General features: G+C 66.5%; 18 protein-coding genes, 1 tRNA gene and 1 rRNA gene. 9 read left to right on the top strand and 11 right to left on the bottom strand.

Annotated features, from left to right (window positions below; genetic code table 11):
* Positions 1–24: 24 nt before the first annotated feature.
* Positions 25–1,347 carry an MFS transporter gene (locus OC550_RS12840; protein WP_262106151.1) on the bottom strand — a complete coding sequence of 441 codons (1,323 nt, stop codon included), beginning with the start codon at positions 1,345–1,347 and terminating at the stop codon, positions 25–27.
* A 248-nt stretch (positions 1,348–1,595) separates the two neighbouring features.
* Here OC550_RS12840 and OC550_RS12845 point away from each other — a divergent pair, with 248 nt between their 5' ends.
* The 3 genes from OC550_RS12845 to OC550_RS12855 all read left to right on the top strand — a co-directional run bounded on the left by OC550_RS12845 (position 1,596) and on the right by OC550_RS12855 (position 5,242).
* On the top strand, positions 1,596–2,468 hold the full coding sequence (locus OC550_RS12845) for a shikimate dehydrogenase (protein WP_262106152.1): 873 nt from the start codon (positions 1,596–1,598) through the stop codon (positions 2,466–2,468).
* A 22-nt stretch (positions 2,469–2,490) separates the two neighbouring features.
* Positions 2,491–4,365 (top strand): bifunctional sugar phosphate isomerase/epimerase/4-hydroxyphenylpyruvate dioxygenase family protein, encoded by a 1,875-nt coding sequence (locus OC550_RS12850; protein WP_262106153.1) that lies wholly within the window; start codon positions 2,491–2,493, stop codon positions 4,363–4,365.
* An 82-nt stretch (positions 4,366–4,447) separates the two neighbouring features.
* On the top strand, positions 4,448–5,242 hold the full coding sequence (locus OC550_RS12855; RefSeq protein WP_262106154.1) for an IclR family transcriptional regulator C-terminal domain-containing protein: 795 nt from the start codon (positions 4,448–4,450) through the stop codon (positions 5,240–5,242).
* A 6-nt stretch (positions 5,243–5,248) separates the two neighbouring features.
* Here the strand turns inward: OC550_RS12855 and OC550_RS12860 are convergent, their stop codons facing one another.
* The gene (locus tag OC550_RS12860; RefSeq protein ID WP_262106155.1) at positions 5,249–6,313 is read right to left on the bottom strand and encodes a S1C family serine protease; all 1,065 of its coding nucleotides are present in this window, start codon (positions 6,311–6,313) and stop codon (positions 5,249–5,251) included.
* A gap of 170 nt (positions 6,314–6,483) precedes the next feature.
* Between OC550_RS12860 and OC550_RS12865 the strand changes: the two genes are divergently transcribed.
* A complete protein-coding gene (locus OC550_RS12865) occupies positions 6,484–6,795 on the top strand; it encodes a hypothetical protein (RefSeq protein ID WP_262106156.1) in 312 nt (103 codons plus the stop codon).
* A 12-nt stretch (positions 6,796–6,807) separates the two neighbouring features.
* Here OC550_RS12865 and OC550_RS12870 read toward each other — a convergent pair whose 3' ends face one another.
* Entirely contained in the window at positions 6,808–8,097 is a 1,290-nt protein-coding gene (locus tag OC550_RS12870) for a CAP domain-containing protein (RefSeq protein WP_262106157.1), read from the bottom strand.
* 136 nt (positions 8,098–8,233) lie between these two features.
* Positions 8,234–8,428, bottom strand: a complete 195-nt coding sequence (locus OC550_RS12875; RefSeq protein WP_262106158.1) for a hypothetical protein — start codon at positions 8,426–8,428, stop codon at positions 8,234–8,236.
* Between the two features lie 186 nt (positions 8,429–8,614).
* Between OC550_RS12875 and OC550_RS12880 the strand changes: the two genes are divergently transcribed.
* Complete coding sequence (locus OC550_RS12880) at positions 8,615–9,244, top strand: hypothetical protein (RefSeq protein ID WP_262106159.1); 630 nt, start codon at positions 8,615–8,617, stop codon at positions 9,242–9,244.
* A 199-nt stretch (positions 9,245–9,443) separates the two neighbouring features.
* Here the strand turns inward: OC550_RS12880 and OC550_RS12885 are convergent, their stop codons facing one another.
* The 3 genes from OC550_RS12885 to OC550_RS12895 all read right to left on the bottom strand — a co-directional run bounded on the left by OC550_RS12885 (position 9,444) and on the right by OC550_RS12895 (position 11,061).
* Positions 9,444–9,686, bottom strand: coding sequence for a hypothetical protein (locus tag OC550_RS12885; RefSeq protein WP_262106160.1), 243 nt, complete (start codon positions 9,684–9,686; stop codon positions 9,444–9,446).
* Positions 9,687–10,021: 335 nt separating this feature from the next.
* A tRNA-Thr gene (locus OC550_RS12890) sits at positions 10,022–10,098 on the bottom strand.
* A gap of 105 nt (positions 10,099–10,203) precedes the next feature.
* Positions 10,204–11,061, bottom strand: coding sequence for a DsbA family protein (locus OC550_RS12895; protein ID WP_262106161.1), 858 nt, complete (start codon positions 11,059–11,061; stop codon positions 10,204–10,206).
* A gap of 191 nt (positions 11,062–11,252) precedes the next feature.
* Between OC550_RS12895 and OC550_RS12900 the strand changes: the two genes are divergently transcribed.
* The 4 genes from OC550_RS12900 (at position 11,253) to OC550_RS12915 (ending at position 16,108) form a co-directional block, all read left to right on the top strand.
* Positions 11,253–12,728: a trehalose-6-phosphate synthase gene (locus tag OC550_RS12900; protein ID WP_262106162.1), complete on the top strand. Its 1,476-nt coding sequence runs from the start codon at positions 11,253–11,255 to the stop codon at positions 12,726–12,728.
* Positions 12,725–13,522: a trehalose-phosphatase gene (otsB, locus tag OC550_RS12905; RefSeq protein ID WP_262106163.1), complete on the top strand. Its 798-nt coding sequence runs from the start codon at positions 12,725–12,727 to the stop codon at positions 13,520–13,522. The genes OC550_RS12900 and otsB overlap by 4 nt, the downstream gene beginning before the upstream one ends.
* 69 nt (positions 13,523–13,591) lie before the next feature.
* On the top strand, positions 13,592–14,743 hold the full coding sequence (locus tag OC550_RS12910; protein WP_262106164.1) for an ABC transporter ATP-binding protein: 1,152 nt from the start codon (positions 13,592–13,594) through the stop codon (positions 14,741–14,743).
* A 24-nt stretch (positions 14,744–14,767) separates the two neighbouring features.
* Entirely contained in the window at positions 14,768–16,108 is a 1,341-nt protein-coding gene (locus OC550_RS12915) for a DUF4032 domain-containing protein (protein ID WP_262106165.1), read from the top strand.
* 5 nt (positions 16,109–16,113) lie between these two features.
* On the opposite strand, the gene OC550_RS12920 is transcribed toward OC550_RS12915, so the two are convergent.
* The 4 genes from OC550_RS12920 to rrf form a co-directional block, all read right to left on the bottom strand.
* A complete protein-coding gene (locus OC550_RS12920; protein ID WP_262106166.1) occupies positions 16,114–16,722 on the bottom strand; it encodes a bifunctional 2-polyprenyl-6-hydroxyphenol methylase/3-demethylubiquinol 3-O-methyltransferase UbiG in 609 nt (202 codons plus the stop codon).
* Positions 16,723–16,785: 63 nt separating this feature from the next.
* Positions 16,786–18,174 (bottom strand): FAD-binding oxidoreductase, encoded by a 1,389-nt coding sequence (locus tag OC550_RS12925; RefSeq protein WP_262106167.1) that lies wholly within the window; start codon positions 18,172–18,174, stop codon positions 16,786–16,788.
* Between the two features lie 118 nt (positions 18,175–18,292).
* Positions 18,293–18,733: a hypothetical protein gene (locus tag OC550_RS12930; protein ID WP_262106168.1), complete on the bottom strand. Its 441-nt coding sequence runs from the start codon at positions 18,731–18,733 to the stop codon at positions 18,293–18,295.
* Positions 18,734–18,996: 263 nt separating this feature from the next.
* Positions 18,997–19,113: ribosomal RNA gene (rrf, locus tag OC550_RS12935) — 5S ribosomal RNA — on the bottom strand.
* Between the last annotated feature and the right edge of the window lie 62 nt (positions 19,114–19,175).

Here is a 19,175-nt window from a genome sequence, read left to right on the forward strand (position 1 = left end):
CGTCGTACGCGCAGGCTGCGGCGGCTAGACGGTGACGGCCTGGCGCTGCCCCAGTTCGGCGGTGGGCACCTTGTAGGTTTCGCGGGCGGTCAGCGCCGAGATTGCGGCGATGGCACAGATCGCGGCGGTGAAGAGGCTGGTGGCGACCCAGCCGCCTTCCTGGATGCCGCCCATCGCGGCCACGATGGACGGAGCGAAGCCTGCCATCAGGAAGCCCAGCTGGGTGCCGATGGCCAGGCCGGAGAACCGGACCTTGGCGCTGAACATCTCGGCGTAGAAGGAGGGCCACACCGCGTTGGCGGCCGCGTAGGCGCAGGAGAAGGTCAGCACGGACAGCGCGAACTGCAGCAGCGTGTTGCCCGACTCCATCGACAGCAGATAGAAGGGCATGAACACGGCGCTGCCGACGGCTCCGTAGATGAAGACCGGCTTGCGGCCGATCCGGTCGGCGAGGTTGCCGAAGAGCGGCTGCGTGAACATGGCGCCGACATTGCCGGCGACCACGAGCCAGAGGGTAATGCCCTCGTCGACGTTGCCCACCTCGGAGCCGTACTTGATGGCCAGGGTGCCGTAGACGGTGGAGACGGCGGCGATGAACGCGCAGCAGATCACGCGGAGCACGTCGCGCCAGTGGTTCTTCAGCAGCACGCCGACGGGCAGCTTCGCGATCTCGTTATTGGCCTTGGCCGCCTCGAAGGTTGGGGTCTCGTGCAGCGAGCGGCGGATGAAGTAGGTGACGACGACGACGATCGCCGAGAGCCAGAACGGGATGCGCCAGCCGATGCCGTACTTGATCTCGTCCGGCAGCGCGACCACCGGGATGAAGACGAGCGCGGCGAGGATCTGGCCGCCCTGGGTGCCCGTGAGGGTCCACGAGGTGAAGAAGGAACGCCGGTTGTCCGGGGCGTGCTCCAGGGTCAGCGAGCTGGCGCCGGCCTGTTCTCCGGCCGCGGACAGGCCCTGCATCAGTCGGCACAGCACCAGGATCGCGGGTGCCCACCAGCCGATGGTGTCGAAGTCCGGGATGCAGCCGATGATGAACGTCGCGGCGCCCATCATGACCAGCGTGAACATCAGGACCTTCTGGCGGCCGATCCGGTCGCCGAAGTGGCCTACGAAGACGGCACCGATGGGCCGGGCGATGTAGGCGAAGCCGAAGGTAGCCAGCGACATGATGCTGGCCTGGGCGCTTTCGTCCGGAAAGAACACATGCGGGAAGATCAGCGCGGCGGCGGATCCGAAAATAAAGAAGTCGTAGTACTCGACCGCGCTGCCCATAAAGCTGGCCAGCGCCGCCTTCTTGGGAGTCCGCGCGTGTTCCACGCTCTCCTGCATCGGTGCACTCATGAGAAATCCTTGGTGTACGGGGAGGTTTGGGGTCCGGCAGCTCGAATGCGGGGCCGGGACAGGTTGTGCGCCATACGCACAACTGCGCGTAGTTCGAACACTGAGTAAAGGTAGCGCGTATCACACCAGCCGCGCAAGGCAGGAAAATTCGTTTGCTCGGTCTAGTGCGATATACGCACAATTGTGCAAGAATCGAACAGGCCGTGAAACCGGGCACTTGAAGCCCGCCAACAGAAAGCGAACCTCGCATGAGCACTGTGAGCGAGTCCTACCTGGTCGGACTCATCGGCGAAGGCATCAGCCAATCGCTGACGCCGCCGATGCACGAGCGCGAAGCGGACCATCACGGCCTGCGCTACCTCTACCGGCCGGTGGACCTGACCGAAATCGGGCTCCCGGGAGAATCCGTCGGAGACCTGCTGCGGCAGGGCCGGAACCTGGGCTTCAACGCCTTCAACGTCACCCACCCGTGCAAGCAGCTGGTCCTGGACCACCTGGACGAGGTCGCGGACGACGCCGCCCGGCTGGGTGCCGTCAACACCGTCCTGGTCCGCGACGGGAAGTTCATCGGCCACAACACAGACTTCTCCGGATTCGGCACCGGCCTGGCCTACGGGCTGCCCGGCGCGACGCTGGATAACGTCGTGCAGCTCGGCGCCGGCGGGGCCGGATCCGCCGTCGCCTATGCCTTGCTCAAGGCCGGCGTGCAGTCGCTGACCCTCATCGACCTCGATCCGGCGCGCGTCGCGGCCCGGGCCGCAGCCCTCGCCGAGCTCTTCCCCGGCCGCCAGGTGGCCGCAGCCGGACGTGACGGGCTGGCGGATGCGCTGTCCAAGGCGGACGGCTTCGTCAATACCAGCCCCGTAGGAATGCACAGCCACCCCGGCCTCCCTATCGATGCTGACCTGCTCCAGCCGCACCACTGGGTCGCCGACGTCGTCTACCGGCCGGTGGAGACCGAACTGGTCCGGGCCGCCTCGGCCAAGGGCTGCCGGGTGCTCGACGGCGGGCACATGGCCGTCGGCCAGGCGGTGGACGCCTTCGCGCTGATCACCGGCATCGCGCCGGACGCCGCCCGCATGCGGCAGCACTTCCTCGAACTGATCGGGCAAGGCCGCTAGGCCTGGGCCGGAAAGCAGCAGCATGAGAACCTCCATCGCCACCGTTTGCCTCAGCGGAACGCTCGAGGAAAAGATGCAGGCCTGCGCCGACGCAGGATTCGACGGCATCGAGATCTTCGAGCAGGATCTGCTCGTCTCCCCCAGCAGCCCCGCCCGGATCCGCGCCCTGGCCGACGAGCTCGGGCTCAGCCTCGACCTCTACCAGCCCTTCCGCGACTTCGAAGGAGTCGGCGAGGACCTGCTGGAGGCCAACCTCTACCGTGCCGAGGCCAAGTTCAGGCTGATGAACCAGTTGGGCATCGACACCATGCTGCTCTGCACGAACGTCGCCACGGCAACCATCGACGATGACGAGGCCGCCGCCGCCCAGCTGCGCCGGCTGGGCCAGCTGGCCGCAAAGTACGGCGTCCGGATCGCCTATGAGGCCCTGGCCTGGGGCAGGTTCGTCAACGACTTCGAGCACGCCTGGCGGATTGCGGAGCTGGTGGACCTGCCGAACTTCGGCACCTGCCTGGACAGCTTCCACATCCTCTCGCGCGACTGGGACCCCTCCGGCATCGAGAAGATACCGGCGGAAAAGATTTTCTTCGTCCAGCTCGCGGACGCCCCGCGCATGAGCATGGACGTCCTATCCTGGAGCCGGCACCACCGGGTGTTTCCCGGCGAGGGCGACTTCGATTTGGCCGGCTTCATGGGGCACCTGGTCCGCGCCGGGTACAACGGCCCGGTCTCGCTGGAAATCTTCAACGACGTGTTCCGGCAGACCGATGAGGTGCGCACCGCCGTCGACGCCATGCGGTCGCTGATCTGGCTTGAAGAACAGACCCTGCTGCACCTGCAGGATGCGGACGGGCCGGGAAGCCGCTACGCCATGGAGCTGGCGACGCTGCCGAAGGTGGACGACCCGACCGGCTTCAACTTCACCGAGGTCAAGGCCGAAAACACCGCGCAGGTGCAGGAGCTGCTGTACCAGCTGGGCTTCGGCTATGCCGGCCGGCACCGGACAAAGCCCGTCCAGCTGTGGACCCAGGGACAGGCCCGCATCATCATCAACGAACAGCAGGCGCGGAAGATGGAACCCACCATCGCGGCCTTGGGGTTCGACGTCGAGAACCCGGTTGCGGCCGCGTCCCGTGCCGTGCAGCTTAAGGCCACCCCGGTGCTCCGCCCCAGCCAGGCGGATGAGGAAGTACTGCAGGCCGTTTCCGCGCCCGATTCGACCGAGATCTTCCTGTGCGAAGCCTCCGGGGACGGCACCGTAGCCTGGATGAAGGAGTTCAGCCCCCGGACCGGCGCCCCGGACTACGCTGCGGGGGTGCCGGCGGCCGGGCTCATCACCCACGTGGATCACGTGAACCTGGCCCAGCCGTGGCAGCACTATGACGAAGCCGTGCTCTTCTACGAAAGCACCCTCTCGCTGGACCGGCAGGCGTCAACCGAGGTGCCGAGCCCGGTGGGCCTCGTCCGCAGCCAGGTCATGCGCACGGAGGACCGCAGGATCCGCCTTGCACTTAACATTGCCCCGCTAGCGCTGGAGCATCCGGCGTCAGCCCCGGGCTACCCGCAGCATGTCGCCTTCGCCTGCACGGACCTGGTCTCAGTGGCGCGCCGCGCCCTGGAACGCGGGCTGGATTTCCTGCCGGTCCCCGCCAATTACTACGCGGACCTGCAGGCCCGGTTCCGGCTGGAGCCAGGCTTCCTCGAGACCCTGCAGCAGTACAACCTACTGTACGACCGGGACGAGGACGGAGAGTTCCTGCATTTCTATACGGCCACGGTGGGCAATGTGTTCTTCGAGGTCGTCGAGCGCAGGGCCGGCTATGACGGCTACGGCGCACCCAACACGCCGGTGCGGCTGGCCGCCCAGTACGGGCGAACCCGGCACGCACGCGGCTAGGCCGAATCCGGCGGCAGGGGTCCGCCGCTGTATCCTAGCTCTCGGCCCTTAGGCCTTTGAGCATGACCCATCGGAGGAGCATATGGTGACCGAGGCGGCCGATCAGCAACCGGCCTACTACGTGAAGTCAGTCGAGAAGACCTTTGCGGTCCTGCTGGCTTTCACCTCCGACGAGCCGCGGCTCACCATGACCCGCGTCGCCGCCAAAGCTGACCTCAGCCGCGCGGCTGCCCGAAGGTTCCTGCTGACCCTTGCCGACCTCGGTTATGTCAGCACCGACGGGACGCACTTCGAACTCACGCCGCGGGCCCTGGACATCGGCGCGTCCTTCCTGGCCAACCTGACCCTGCCGCAGATCGCCGAACCGCACCTGCGCCAGCTCGCCGTCGACCTCAACGAGACCACCTCGCTGTGCATCCTCGATGGAACCGACGTCGTCTACATCGCCCGCGTCGCCGCGCCCCGCCTGCTCAGCGTCTCGGTGAACGTCGGCACGAGATTCCCGGCCTGGGCCACGTCCATGGGCCGCATCCTGCTGGCGGGATTGCCGCCGGCCCACCGTGAGTCCTACTACAAGAGCATCCAGCTGACCCCGTTCACCGAGAACACGGTGGCCAGCATCGACGCCCTGCGCAGCGAAGTGGACCGTGCCGCAGAACTCGGCTGGTCGCTGGTCTCCCGGGAACTCGACGACGGACTCCGCGGCCTGGCCGTACCCGTACGGCGCGGCAATGACCTCATCGCCGCGCTGAACGTTTCCCTGCAGACGCACCGAATGCCGGAAGCGGAGATCGCCGAGACCGTACTGCCCCGCCTCCAGCAGGCCGCCGAGGCCATCGCCAGCGATTTCGGCGGTCGCAATCGCGGCGTAGCCTGATCCGCCCTAGTCCAGCGGTCGGTCGATCAGCCTGGCCTTGACGTCCTGCTTCTGGCCGCCCCGGCTGAGTTCCACCGCCACGTTCTCCTCCGGAGCGTGTCCGCGGAGCACCGCCAGCAGATCCTCGGGCGTCTCCACCGGTTCGCCTGCCAGGGACACGATCACGTCGCCCGGACGGATGCCGGCGTCGTCGGCGGGGCCGCCGTCCACCACGGACAGCACCAGCGCTCCCCGGGTGTCCGGCAAGCCGAGCTGATTGGCGATCTGCTCGGTGATCGCGCCTGGGACAAGCCCAAGGAAGGCATGGTCGGCAGTGCCGTCCTTGCGCAACTGCTCCACCACCTGGACCACGGTCGCCGCCGGAATGGCGAAGCCCAGCGCTACCGCGCCGGACTGCGGCGGAATGTACGCCTCGCTGATGCCCACGACTTTGCCCTCGCGGTTCACCACCACGCCTCCCGAATTCCCCGGGCTGATCGCCGCGTCCGTCTGGATGAGGTCGACGAGGGACTGGCTATTGGTGGCCGAGCCCGGGATCTCCCGGTGCAGACCGGAAATGATGCCGGAGGTGGCGGTGTCGGCGAACCCCAGCGGGCTGCCCATCACCACAGCCAGCTCCCCGACCCTTGGCAACCGGGTCTCGAACTCGGCCGCCGGGAGGCCATCGCGGTCGACCTCCACGAGCGCCAGGTCCGTCACCCGGTCCGCCGCCCGCACCCGGCCGCTGGAGCGCTTGCCATCCGCGAAGCCGACTTCCACCTTGTCCGCCCCGCGGATGACGTGCTCGTTGGTAAGGATCAGCCCGCCGGCGTCGTAAATGACCCCGCTGCCCAGCCCGTCCCCGGTGAAGATCGTCACGACCGAAGGCTGGACCGAAGCCACAATGTCGGGGATCAGGTCACCGGAATCCTCCGCGGCTCGGCCCGGCGCGGAGGCAGGGGAGGACGACTGCGTAACCGGCGGCTCTTCCTCGTCGACGGGTGCGGTGCATCCCGAGGCAAGAACGACGGCGGCAAGCGCCACCGTCACGAGCGGCCAGGATGGCGTGTGGTTTCCCCGGGCAGGCTTCACGCTGATTCCTTCGCTCTGCGATCAAGCCAACTTTCTGGCGTCCAGCCAACTCCCTAGCCGCCGCCGCGTCAAGACATTTCCCGGGCCATCCGGACCGGGCCGGAAGGTGCATTTCGGACGCGCCGGCGGAGTGGCCCGAAACTGTCAGAGCCGGGCGTTAAGTTGGGACCATGAGCACTACGAAGAACATCACCCCAGTTGCAGCCGCGGCAGCCGCGCACCCGCAGCGCGGCCGCCGGTACGCCATCGAAGAGCTGATCAGCCTGGCCGAGGCTGGAGATGCGTGGGCCATGGCCAAGGTGGACGAGTGGGAGCAGCACTTCGCCAACGAGTATGCCGGCGACCTGTCGGAGGTGTGCCCGGACCAAGGCTGCGAACATTCCGGCGGAGCCGTCAACATCCTCTATGGTGAGGACGGCAGCGTCCTCGAGGTCGACCACGGCGCCTGGGCGCACTACCCGGCGCTGGCCAAGGCCTCCTGACCGGTCTCCGGCTCAGCTGACGAGCAGCAGCTCGTTCCAGCCCCCGAGGCCGATCGTCGCACGTCCCTTGATCCTGTTGCCGGACACGGGATAGTGGTGCAGGTTGCCGGACCGGTCCCGTGCAAGGATCCCGGGCAACCCGTTGCCCAGATGGTTCTCGATGGCGGTCAAATGGTCCATGGCGTTCCAGCCGGAGCTGCCCACCGTGCGCCGGGTCTCAGAGATGAACCCGGAAGCGCCGTTGCCGCGGTAAAGCTTCAGCTGCCCGGCAGAGGTCCTCGCGACGAGGTCGGTCCTGCGGTCGGCATCAAAATCCAGTGCGAGGATCTCCAGCGAACCCCAGCCGGTGCCGATCTGCTTCCGCGCCCCGTGTCTGGTACCGGACGGGTTGGCGTAATAGTACAGCCGCCCGTTCGCGGTGTTCTTGGCGACGATCCCCGGATACGAATCGGCCTGCTTCCAGTCCGTCACCAGAATGTCATAACCGGCCCAGCCACTGGATCCGATGGTGAAGGCGGCATCGAAGCCGCCGGCAGAACGCCCGTAGTTGACGGTGAGGCGCCCGTTGCTCCATTTGGCCACGATGTCCTGGACACCGTCGGAGTTCCAGTCCACGGTTTCGACCTCCATGGCGCCCTGCCAGCCGCCGGAGACGTAGGTGCGCTGCCACAGGTCTCCGCCGCCCGCGGAGGGGTAAACGTAGAGGTTGCCGGTGGAATCCACCGCCGCGATGTCGCCCTGACTGATGCTCCCCCCGCTGGCACTCTGGCCGCCGCCGGGATGCGGCGGAAGGCTGCTTCGTGTGGTCGGATACCCGGCGACATTGGCCACCGCGAAGTACTGGCCGTACCAGCCGGCCTTCGTCGTTTGCATGTAGCCGATCCCGATGTCGGTCGCCTTCGGGCTCAACACGATCGAGCGGTGGACCGGGGAACTCATCCACCAGTCGACAATCGCCTTGGGCGTGGTGTTGTAGGCGATGATTTCCGTGCCGTAGTCGAAGCCAGCGGGAATCTGCTGGGTGCCGTAGCCGGAGCGGTGGATCGTTTCCAGGCTGTAGGTGCCCTTATTGATGCGGGTGTTCTGCACCTCGGACCATTCCTGTGCCACGTTGGCGATGCTCTGGTTCCACACCACGCGGGAAAGTCCGTTCTCGGCGCGGTACTTGTTCACCTGCGCCAGGATCTCCTTGACCACCGGATCCGTGGAACTCCTGGTAATGGCCGCTGCGGGGCTGAGCCCCGAAAAGAGCAGGATGATCAGGACCGCGAGCGCTGTGAATGGTTTAAGTACTTTCCCCATGGTCAGCAAGTGTAAGTGTAGAGGCGCTGATATAGCACGTTTAATCAGAAAAACGACCCATTGCTTCGGCGTGTCAGGCGATCCCGGATTCTGCGGCCTCGGCGAGAGGCACATCACGCCTACCATGCCGGCGCTCTCAGCGGCAGCTCCGGTGACGGGCACTGATGGCGCCGTGGGTCAACAGGATGACGAGTCCCGGCTGCCATCGGCCAGCGGCGAACGCGATGATTCCGGCGGGAAGGACGGCCCCTCCGATGGTGAGCAGCGCGATCAGGACCAGGCCCAGCGGGTCACCGCGGCGCCGCCGGGAGAAGCGGCAGCAGAGCGCCAAGAGGTTAAGGTCGCGTCCTGCGGCGGAGACATTCAGGCGGCTCCTAAACCCGAGAGGTGAGGGCCAACCGAATCGATCCGCGGGTCGAGTCATCTCTGGGGATGAACCGAGAATGCAGCTTTGCTTGCGCCGGCCCCTCCCCTAGACTTTGGCACCAGAACGGCACTCTGTAGAAGCGGGGTAGCAATGATCGTCGTCGATCCTGAGTACCTGACCTTGTCCTACCGGCTGTCGTACCTGGGAATGCCCGACGCCCGGGAATCGCCGGAGACCTACCCGCTCGAGTGGCACATCGACATCCACGCCACGGTCTTTCCGGATGATGACAGCGACGGCGAAGAGCACAGCGTCGGCTCGGCTGTCATCTACACGATCCTGAAGGCCGGGCGCATCGATCTGTTCCACACCCTCGATGCCGTCGACCAGGAGCTCGCATCGTTCGGTGAACTCCTCGGGGTCATGCGCCCCGATCTCCTGGACGAGGCCGGCCTGAAGGATCTCGGCGGGGATCTCATGATCCTCTCCAGCCTGCTGATCAACCCGGACTACCGGGGACAATGGCTCGGCCACCATGTGTTGTGGGCCGTCCTGGCCACCATTGGCCGCAGCGTCGCCCTCGTTGCCTTGCGCGCTTCACCCCTGCTCGAAGACGACGGACCCGAGGAGGGAACCCCGGAGCACGAGGCTGCCAAGGCGCAGCTGCGGTCATACTGGGAGACCTTTGGGTTCGTCCCGGTGCTCCAAGACGAGCTCGGCGACTACATGGTTTACTTCACGGCACCACACGGGGATTCCGAAGAGGTCGTTCCTATTTGACGCCCGCCCCTGCCTGGTCGTGTGAGCCCTACCCGCCGAAGAACATGGTAGCGCCGGCCAGGACGCACAGCCACCCGATGACACTCAGCTCAGCAGCGCGCGGGGCCGATGGGATCACCGGCGCGCCGCGGACGGAACGGGTGTGAAATGGCGGTGGCAAGGATGAGCAGTACGCGCACGGCCAAGGTCACGACTGCCATCACTTCTCCAGCGTAGAACGAACCCGGCTACAGGGAGCCTGCCACCACTCCAAACCCCCAGATGGCGGCGAGGACCAGCATGCCGCCCAGACCAAGTCAAGGACGGCCCGGCTGCGCACTTCGCCCACACCCAGCAGCTCACCCACGCGACGCATTGCTTCGGCCATGTCCTCTGAATCCTCAATCACCTGAAAGACCTCGTCGCGCCGATCCATCGCGCGCAACAGGGACTCGAGGATCATCACCTGTCCCTTGTCTGCTGCTCATCCTCGACCATGCCAGCGATTCTTGCACGTCCGGCTTAACCAACGGGTACCGAATGGATAATCGCCGGACACATAAGTCCTAGTGCAGGAGCACCGACAGGAGTCGCCATGGAAGTTTTCGTAGTTGTCGGCATCGCCGTCCCGGCACCGGTTTGATCGTCTGGGCTATCGTCTCCGGAAGATGCTCACGCCACACCCTAGTTAGTCAGGATCAGGACATGGAGACTCTAGTAGCCGCGGTCACCATCGCCGCCGCGCTCACGGTGGTGGTTGTGTCGATCCGTCGCCGGCAGCCGCGGCTCAAGGCTTGGTGGAGCCCCCTGCCGGATTCGAACCGGCGACCCCCTGTTTACAAGACAGGTGCTCTGGCCAACTGAGCTAAGGAGGCGGGCTGGCGGTGAACCAGCGGCGCTGGAACAAACCAGCTAGATAAGGTTAGCCCAGGCGGGCGCCCGGCGTGAAACCGCGGCGCCCGCCCGGGACGCGTGCCTGGTTACGCGCGGGCATCCAGGATCGGCTGGGCGAACTCGACGAAGTCGCCGGTGTTGTCCCACACCTTGCCGTCGACATAGACGGCCGGCGTGCCGCCGACACCCTCGGCGCGGGCGAGCGCGTCGGCGTGCTTGGCATACGGGCGGTAGGTGCCGTCCTGGATGCAGCTCTCGGCGCCGCCCGCCCCGACCTCGGAGGCAAGGCTGGCCAGTTCGTCGCTGTCCATGCCGGTCGGAACCTGGCGCTCGAAGATGGCTTCCACGAAGGGCAGGAAGCTCTTGGGCGAGGTGTTGGCGACGCAGGCCATCGCGTTGGCCCCGCGGGAGGAGTAGTTTCCGGTGGCCGGCTGGTCCAGGAAGGCTACGGCACGGTACTCAACCGTGGCATCTCCGTTGTCGAGCCACGTCTTGAGCTGGTCCGCATAGGCGGCTTCGAACTCGGCGCAGTGGCTGCAGGCCGCGTCTACATAGACCACGATCTGCGCGGGATCGCCCTTGGGCGCTGCGGCGACGCCGCTGGGCACGGCCGGGGGTTTGGCCTCCGGATCCACCGTGGTCGAGTCCACCGTGGCGGCATCGGTGGCGGCCAGTTCGGTGCTGGACGTCAGCGTGATCCCGCCGTACTTGTTGCCGTGTGCGGGCGTGGAGCCTGCGTCGGGGAAGTCGCCGCGCTGGTTGGTGGCGACAACGACGGCGATGATCGCCACGATCGCCACGACTGCGGCCACAACACCCCAGCGCACCAGCAGCGAATTGCGCTTCTGCTTCCGCTGCTCGGCCTCACGCATCTGGCGGGCTTTTTCGCGTGCCTCCGCGGTGCGCTCGGCCTTGGTGGGCCTCGGTGTGTTCTGGCTTGCCATAAGTCCTCAAGTCTTTCGGTCTTCGGGCACCGTGGCGGCCGCCCTCTGGGACAGTTTTGTTGAAACTACAACGGTCTAACGGTACCGCGCAGCGTGCCGGCGGTTCCATTGTTAATTAACGCACCGGAGTCTGCCGTTGGTTCCGGTCTTATAGAGTCAATGGCAGGATTCACAACTAGCAGGAGAGTCATATGGTTACTAAGCCAACATCATTGGACGCGGAACCGGAGGGCTCTGACTACGGGCAATACGACTTCATCGTAGTCTCCAACCGACTGCCGGTGGACCGCGTGCAGGAGGACGACGGCGGCACCTCCTGGCGCCGTTCGCCCGGCGGCCTCGTAACCGCACTCGCCCCGGTGATGGCCAAGACCGATGGAGCCTGGATCGGCTGGCCCGGGTCCGCCAATGAGGTACTTGACCCGTTCGACCACGACGACATGCGCCTGGTACCCATTCCCATGAGCGACGACGACGTCGAACTCTACTATGAGGGGTTTTCCAACGCGACGCTGTGGCCGCTCTACCATGACGTCATCGCCCCGCCGGAGTTCCACCGGACCTGGTGGGAGTGCTACAAGAGGGTCAACCAGCGGTTCGCGGATGCCACCGCAAAGGTCGCGGCCGACGGCGCCACCGTCTGGGTGCAGGACTACCAGCTGCAGCTGGTTCCCAAACTGCTGCGCGAACAGCGCCCGGACCTGAAAATCGGCTTCTTCAACCACATCCCGTTCCCGCCGCTGGAGATATTCGCGCAGCTGCCGTGGCGCCGCCAAGTGATCGAGGGCCTGCTCGGAGCTGATCTCCTGGGTTTCCAGCGGCCCAGCGACTCAAGCAACTTCCTGCGCTGCGTCCGCCGCTTTACTGGCCATCCCATCAAATCCCAGCACGTAAATATCAAGTCGGAATCCGGCACCCGCATCTGCCGGGCCGGCGCCTTCCCGATCTCCATCGACGTGGCCCAGATCAACGAGCTGGCCCACCGTCCCGACGTCATCGAACGCGCTCGGCAGATCCGCGAAGAGCTCGGCAATCCCAAGACCGTACTGCTCGGCGTAGACCGGCTGGACTACACCAAAGGCATCGGGCACAGGATCAAGGCCTACGGCGAGCTCCTTGAGGACGGCCAGGTCACGGTCGAGGACGCGGCTCTGATCCAGGTCGCCAGTCCCAGCCGCGAGCGGGTGGAGTCCTACCGCCTGCTGCGCGAGGAAATCGAAGCCTCCGTCGGCCGGATCAACGGGACGTACGACACGCTCAGCAATACGGCCATCCGGTACCTGCACCATAGCTACCCGAAGGAAGAAATGGTGGCCCTGTACCTCGCCGCCGATGTCATGCTCGTGACCGCCCTGCGCGACGGCATGAACCTGGTGGCAAAGGAGTACGTGGCCTCCCGCACGGGGGTCAACGGCGCACTGGTATTGAGCGAATTTGCCGGGGCGGCCGACCACCTGAAACAGGCTCTCCTGGTGAACCCGCACGATATCGACGGACTCAAGGATGCCGTGATGCGGGCAATCAACATCTCCCCCGGCGAAGCGACCCGGCGGATGCGGACCATGCGCCGGCAGGTGCTGCAGAACGACGTCGAACATTGGTCGCAAAGCTTCCTGCGAGCCTTGCAGGCCGGACCCGGGGCAGAGCCCGAGGGAGAAGAACAGTGAACGACGGACTCGCCCCGGAGCTGCTGGAAGCGCTGCGGTCGGTCAGCCGAACCCAGCGGCTGCTGGTCGCACTGGACTTCGATGGCACCCTCGCCCCGATCGTCGAACGCGCCGAGCATGCCCGCCCCCTGCCGGGATCCGCCGCCGCAGTGCAGGAACTCGCCGCCCTACCCCGGACCTACACCGCCTTCATTTCCGGGCGCGCTCTGGACAGCCTCCGGGTCGTCGCCTCGCCCGGCGAGGAAACGCTGCTGATCGGCTCCCACGGCGCCGAAGTCTTCACCGGACCGGACAGTCCCGCCCTGACCCTCGATGACGCCCAGGCGCTGGCGCTGCGGGAGGCGACCGCCGTCGTCGAAAGCGTTGTTGCGACCCACCCCGGCACCCGGCTGGAAGCCAAGCCTGCCGGCGTCGTGCTCCACACCCGTACGGCGGACGACGACGTGGCCCTTGCCGCCACCGAGAGCGCGCGGAAACAATTGACCGCCATCGCCGGAGTGCATCTGAAGGACGGCAAGCGGGTGCTGGAAACTTCCGTGATCAGCTCGGACAAGGGACAGGGCATCGAATTGCTGCGCGGGGTCACCGGCGCCACGGCGGTAGTCTTTGCCGGCGACGATGTCACGGACGAGGACGCCATCGGGGCCCTGGGCCCTCAGGACCTCGGCATCCGTATCGGACCGGGCACCTCCCGGGCCGCCCACCGGGTGGGTTCCCCAGAGGATTTCACCCGTGTACTGGAGGCCCTGTCCGAGCTGCGCCGTACCGCCGTTGAATCCGGCGTGCAATACTGAGCACACACAACTGAATTACCACTTCACCACGGATCGTCGGGCACGTACCTGCCCGTGAAGGGAAACGACATGGCAACGGTAACGTTCGATCGTGCTACCCGGTTGTACCCGGGAACGGAAAAACCGGCGGTGGACGCGCTGAACCTGGAGATCGCCGACGGCGAGTTCCTGGTCCTGGTGGGCCCGTCCGGCTGCGGAAAATCCACCTCGCTGCGCATGCTTGCGGGCCTCGAAGACGTCAACGGAGGCCGGATCCTGATCGGCGACCGCGAGGTCACCGATGTACCGCCGAAGGACCGGGACATCGCCATGGTGTTCCAGAACTACGCGCTCTACCCGCACATGTCCGTCGCGGACAACATGGGCTTCGCGCTCAAGATCGCCGGCATCGACAAGGACGAGCGCCGCCGCCGGGTCGAGGAAGCGGCCAGACTGCTGGACCTTGAGCCGTACCTGGACCGCAAGCCCAAGGCGCTCTCCGGCGGCCAGCGCCAGCGCGTCGCCATGGGTCGCGCGATCGTGCGGTCCCCGCAGGTGTTCCTGATGGACGAGCCGCTGTCCAACCTTGACGCGAAGCTTCGTGTCCAGACCCGCACGCAGATCGCCTCGCTGACCCGCCGCCTCGGCGTCACCACGGTCTACGTCACCCACGACCAGGTCGAGGCCATGACCATGGGTGACCGGGTGGCCGTCCTCAAGGACGGGATCCTGCAGCAGGTCGACACCCCGCGCAACCTCTACGACCAGCCGGCAAACGTGTTTGTGGCCGGGTTCATCGGCTCGCCGGCCATGAACCTGCTGCAACTGCCCGTGACCGAGGGCGGCGTGCAGTTCGGCGGGGCCGTCTACCCGGTACCGCGGAACGTGCTCGGCGAAGCCCACGGCAAGACCGTTTCCCTGGGCGTGCGCCCCGAGGACCTGGAACGCGCCGAGGACGGCCAGGGGCTCGAGGTCGCCGTCGACGTGGTCGAGGAACTCGGCGCCGACGCCTACGTCTACGGACACACCACGATCGACGGGGTGCGGCACGACATCACCGGACGAACCGACGGCAGGCGGCCTCCGACCGCCGGCACCACGGTGTTCGTCCGGCCCAAGCCGGGCCATGTCCACCTGTTCGACTCGCAGACCGGTCTGCGGCTCGGCGGCCACGATCCGGCCACGCCTCAGGCGTCGCTGGCGGATCTGGAGCGGACCGTGGAGACGAGCGGCCAGGCCTGACGCCTGGCCGGAGCCGGGATGCCCATGGACGCCAACTGGCAGAACGAACCCACGGACTTCCGCCAGATGGGCAAGCTGCCGCGGCGCAGCGGGCCTTCAGAAGCGGCGCGGCTGGGTCCCCTGAGCATCACGTCCGCCACGACGGACGAGGAGCTCCTTGACCTGCCGTGGCATGTGGCGCTGGAAGAGTGGCCGGTGCACAACCTGGCTGCTCTTCCGCGCGGCATTTCGCGGCATGTGGTCCGGTTCGCGCACCTGGGCGGCTCCGTCATTGCAGTGAAGGAAACCAGCGAGCATGTGGCGCGCCATGAGTACCACATGCTGCGCAAGCTGCAGAGGCTGGCCGTGCCCTGCGTGGAACCGCTGGCGATCGTCGCCGGGCGGCGCAATTCCGCCGGCGAGGACCTCAAGCCGGCGCTGGTCACTCGCCACCTTCGCTTTTCCATGCCGTACCGGGCCGTGTTCTCCCAGACCCTTCGCCGCGCCACCCTGACGCGGCTGATCGATGCCCAGGCCCTGCTGCTGGTGCGGCTGCATCTGCTCGGTTTCTACTGGGGCGACGTCTCCCTGTCCAACACGCTCTTCCGCCGGGACGCCGGCGCCTTCGCCGCCTACCTGGTGGACGCGGAAACCGGCGAGCTCTATCCCGAGCTCTCCAAAGGGCAGCGCGAATATGACCTGGAGGTCGGCCGGGTCAACATTGCCGGCGAGCTGATGGACCTCATCGAGGGCGGCCTGGTCGAGGAGGCCGTGGACCCGATTGCCGTCAGCGAACGCATCATCGAAAGCTACCGGAATCTCTGGGCCGCGCTGACCGAGCGGGAGTCCTTCGAGTTCGGCCAGCGTTGGCGGATCAACGCCCGCATCCGCAGGCTCAACGAGCTCGGATTCGATGTGGAGGAGTACTCCATCCTGACCGCCCCGGGCCGGTCCGAGGTGCAGCTCCAGCCGAAAGTCGTCGACGCCGGACACCACCAGCGGCGGCTGCTGCGGCTGACGGGCCTTGACGTGCAGGAGAACCAGGCGCGCAGGCTGCTCAACGACATCGATGCCTACCGGACGGACACCAGCACTGCGCAGGATGAGGAGCTGGCGGCCCACGAGTGGGTCACCCACGTCTTCGAGCCCATCGTGAAGTCCATCCCGCGCGAACTTTCAGGAAAACTCGAACCGGCCGAAGTGGTCCACCAGGTACTCGAGCACCGCTGGTACATCTCCGAGGCGCAGCACCGCAACGTGCCGCTCGCTGAAGCGCTGCAGGCCTACCTGGACGACGTGCTGCGGCACCGGCGGGATGAAGCCGCCATCATCCTCGACCCCGGGGCGGCCGGTCCCGGCCTGGCCGACTACGACGACGCCGAATAGCGCTCCTAGCTTGCCCGGCTGAAGACCGCCACGAGGAAGTCCGACGACGGTGAAAACGGCCGCAGGTCCCACGTGGAAAACAGGTGGTCCACGGCGAGCCCGGCACCCGCGGCGTCCTTCAAAAAGACCTCGAATTCATAGCCCCGGCCCGCGCCGAAACCAGTCACCAGCCGCCCGGCGGGCGCCAGGTGACGTGCCAGCCGCACCAGGACCTCGGGCGCCGTGCCGGGGGCCAGGAACGTCAGCACGTTCCCGGCGCTGATGATCAGGTCGAATGGCTCCGCGATGCCCTGGGCCTGCAGATCCAGCTCGGCCAGGTCTCCCACCAGCCACCGCACCTCGGGATGGTCCTTGCCGGCCGCCGCGATCAGCTCCGGATCGACGTCGACCCCGACCACGTCGTGCCCGCGACCGGCGAGCTCGCCGCCCAGCCGTCCCGGACCGCACCCGGCGTCGAGTATCCGGCTTCCCCGGCCGGCCATCGCATCAATCATGCGCGCCTCGCCATGGAGGTCCATGCCTTCCGAACGCATCGCCTCGAACCGCTGGATGTACCATGCTGAATGGCCCGGGTTCTTACGCTTCTGGGCTTCCCACAGAGTCTCTTTCCGCACTTTCCCAGCCTACGCGCTAACGACGACGGCGACAGCCGTCAGGCGTCGCCGCCCGCCGGCCCATCAGGAAACCTGGGGTTCCACCCGCCCCGGCAACGCCTTGCCCGGGTTCAGCAAGTCCTTCGGATCGAATAGTTTTTTGATTCCGCGCTGCAATTCGAGCACCTCCTCGCGCTGCTCCAGCGGCAGCCACCGCAGCTTGTACTGCCCCACGCCATGCTCCCCGGTGATCGTCCCGCCGAGCCGCAATCCGACTTCGATCGATTCGTCCAGCGCTGCGTCCAGGACCGGGATCTTCTCCGACTGCCCCGCCGGCACCCAGAACATAGGATGCAGGTTGCCGTCGCCGGCGTGCGCCACCACTTTCAGCCCGACGCCCCGCTCGGCTGCGATCCGTTCCAGCTCGGCGATATAGTGCACCAGCTGCGATCGGGGTACCGCCACGTCCTCGCCGACGCGGAATACGTCGTCGATCTCCGAGCCGCGGCTGTGCCGCCGCAGTTCCACCAGCTGCACTGCCTCCTCGCTGATCTCGGCCGTCACCGTGGCCCCCAGCTCCGCGAGCACGCTGCGGATGATCGCTGCTTCGGCCCCGGCGCCGTATCCATCTGTCTGGATCAGCAGCAGAGCCCCGCCGCGCCGGCGCAGGTCCGATCCCTGGTCCTGGTCCAGCTGGGCTAAGGTGTGGCCGTCGAGCAGTTCCATGATCGACGGCTGCACCCGCGCCTTCCCGACCGCCAGCACTCCCGCGGCGGCCGTGGTCACTTCGGGGAAGAACGCCGCGATCGTCTGCACATCCGTTGGCAGATAGCGGAGGCGGAGGGTTGCCCCGACCACCACGCCCAGTGTCCCCTCCGAACCCACAAACAGCCCGGTCAGATCGTATCCCGCGACCCCTTTGAAGGTCCGTCGCCCCGTGCTGATCAGCGAGCCATCGGCAAGGACAACGTCCAGTCCAAGCACGGATTCTCTGGTCACCCCGTACTTGGCGCATCGCAAGCCGCCAGCATTCGTAGCGATGTTGCCGCCGATCGTGGACAGCTTGTAGCTGGCCGGGTCCGGGGCATACATCAGGCCGTGCTTGGCTGCCGCCGCATTCAAGTCTGCGTTGATCACCCCCGGCTCGACCCGCGCTACCTCGTCCTCCGGGTGGATCTCCAGAATCCGGTTCATCCGCTCGAGACTCAGGACCACGGAGCCAGAAGTCGCGTGCGCCCCGCCGGAAAGGCCGGTTCCCGCACCGCGGCACACTACCGGAACACCATGCCGATCCGCCAGCCGCATCACAGCCTGGACATCCTCGATACTTTCGGCCCAGACCACGGCCGCGGGCAGCCAGCGATCCAGCACAGGCCCCTGGTCCACCGCGTAGGACGCAAGTACATCCTCGCTCGTGCTGAAGCGTTCCGCCGGCAACGCCGCCCGCAGCGACTCAATCATCAACTCGCTCATGAAATACATGGCCTCCTCGCCCAAGTCCTCATCAATAACGACGACGGCGCCCTGCCGCTTTCGCGGACGCCCTGGCTCCGCACGGCGACGCAGCTCCTTGCCTGCCTGCCCCGACGGCTCAGGGACCCGGCGGGATCGTCCGCACACTGGAGCGTATGCCACCCATGAAACGAGCATACTTCGCCAGAATCTCCGGCCACTCGCCGGCGTACTCCTCACGTGCAGCTCCGCCAGCCGGGACATTCTCCCACCCGGAATGGACCAGCCGGACGGTAGAACTTTCGGGCCCGTCCGCTTCAAACGCCACCTCAAGCCGGCTGGCTGCCGACGGGCCGGAGCCCCGATGCCAGGAGAGCTGGATCAGCGCGCCAAGCTGCCACTCCAGGATGTCCGCCCAGATCTCGACCTCGTCCCGGTCGGAGGTCTCTGCCAGCACCCGCCCCTCGAACTCAAGATGCGATCCCTCCCCGAATACGCCGTAGTCATCTATCGGCCACCAAAGATGGATCAGCTCGGTGAAGCCTTCGAAGGCCTGCTCCCGCGGGTGTGGAACGGACACCTCGCAAATGATCGGTGCCGCCGGCTTGCCGGGGTCGGAAGGCTCTGGAGCATGGGAAAACAGGGAAGACGCCATGACGTAACCCTAGCCGCAGGACCGGCTGAACGCGTCCGACAGTCGCACAGCGGGCCCGTTAAATGGCGGTGGGCTCCGGCCGGCGGGTGCGGCGGGAGCCCGGGGTGGTGTGGCTTGTGTGGTGTGGGGTGGTTAAAGCGGTGAGGGGCGCCGCCGTCGTTGGCGGTGCCCCTCATCGTGGTGGTTGTGTCCGGCGGTGACCTACTCTCCCACACCCTCCCGGGTGCAGTACCATCGGCGCTGCGGGTCTTAGCTTCCGGGTTCGGAATGGGACCGGGCGTTTCCCCCGCGCTATGACCGCCGTAACTCTTTCTCACGCCCCCCTGGTGGTTGCCGGGGGTGTGAAGTGTTCGGGTTACGGCCAGTA

Origin of the sequence: Arthrobacter sp. Marseille-P9274 (assembly GCF_946892675.1) — a bacterium.
GTDB lineage: Bacteria > Actinomycetota > Actinomycetes > Actinomycetales > Micrococcaceae > Crystallibacter.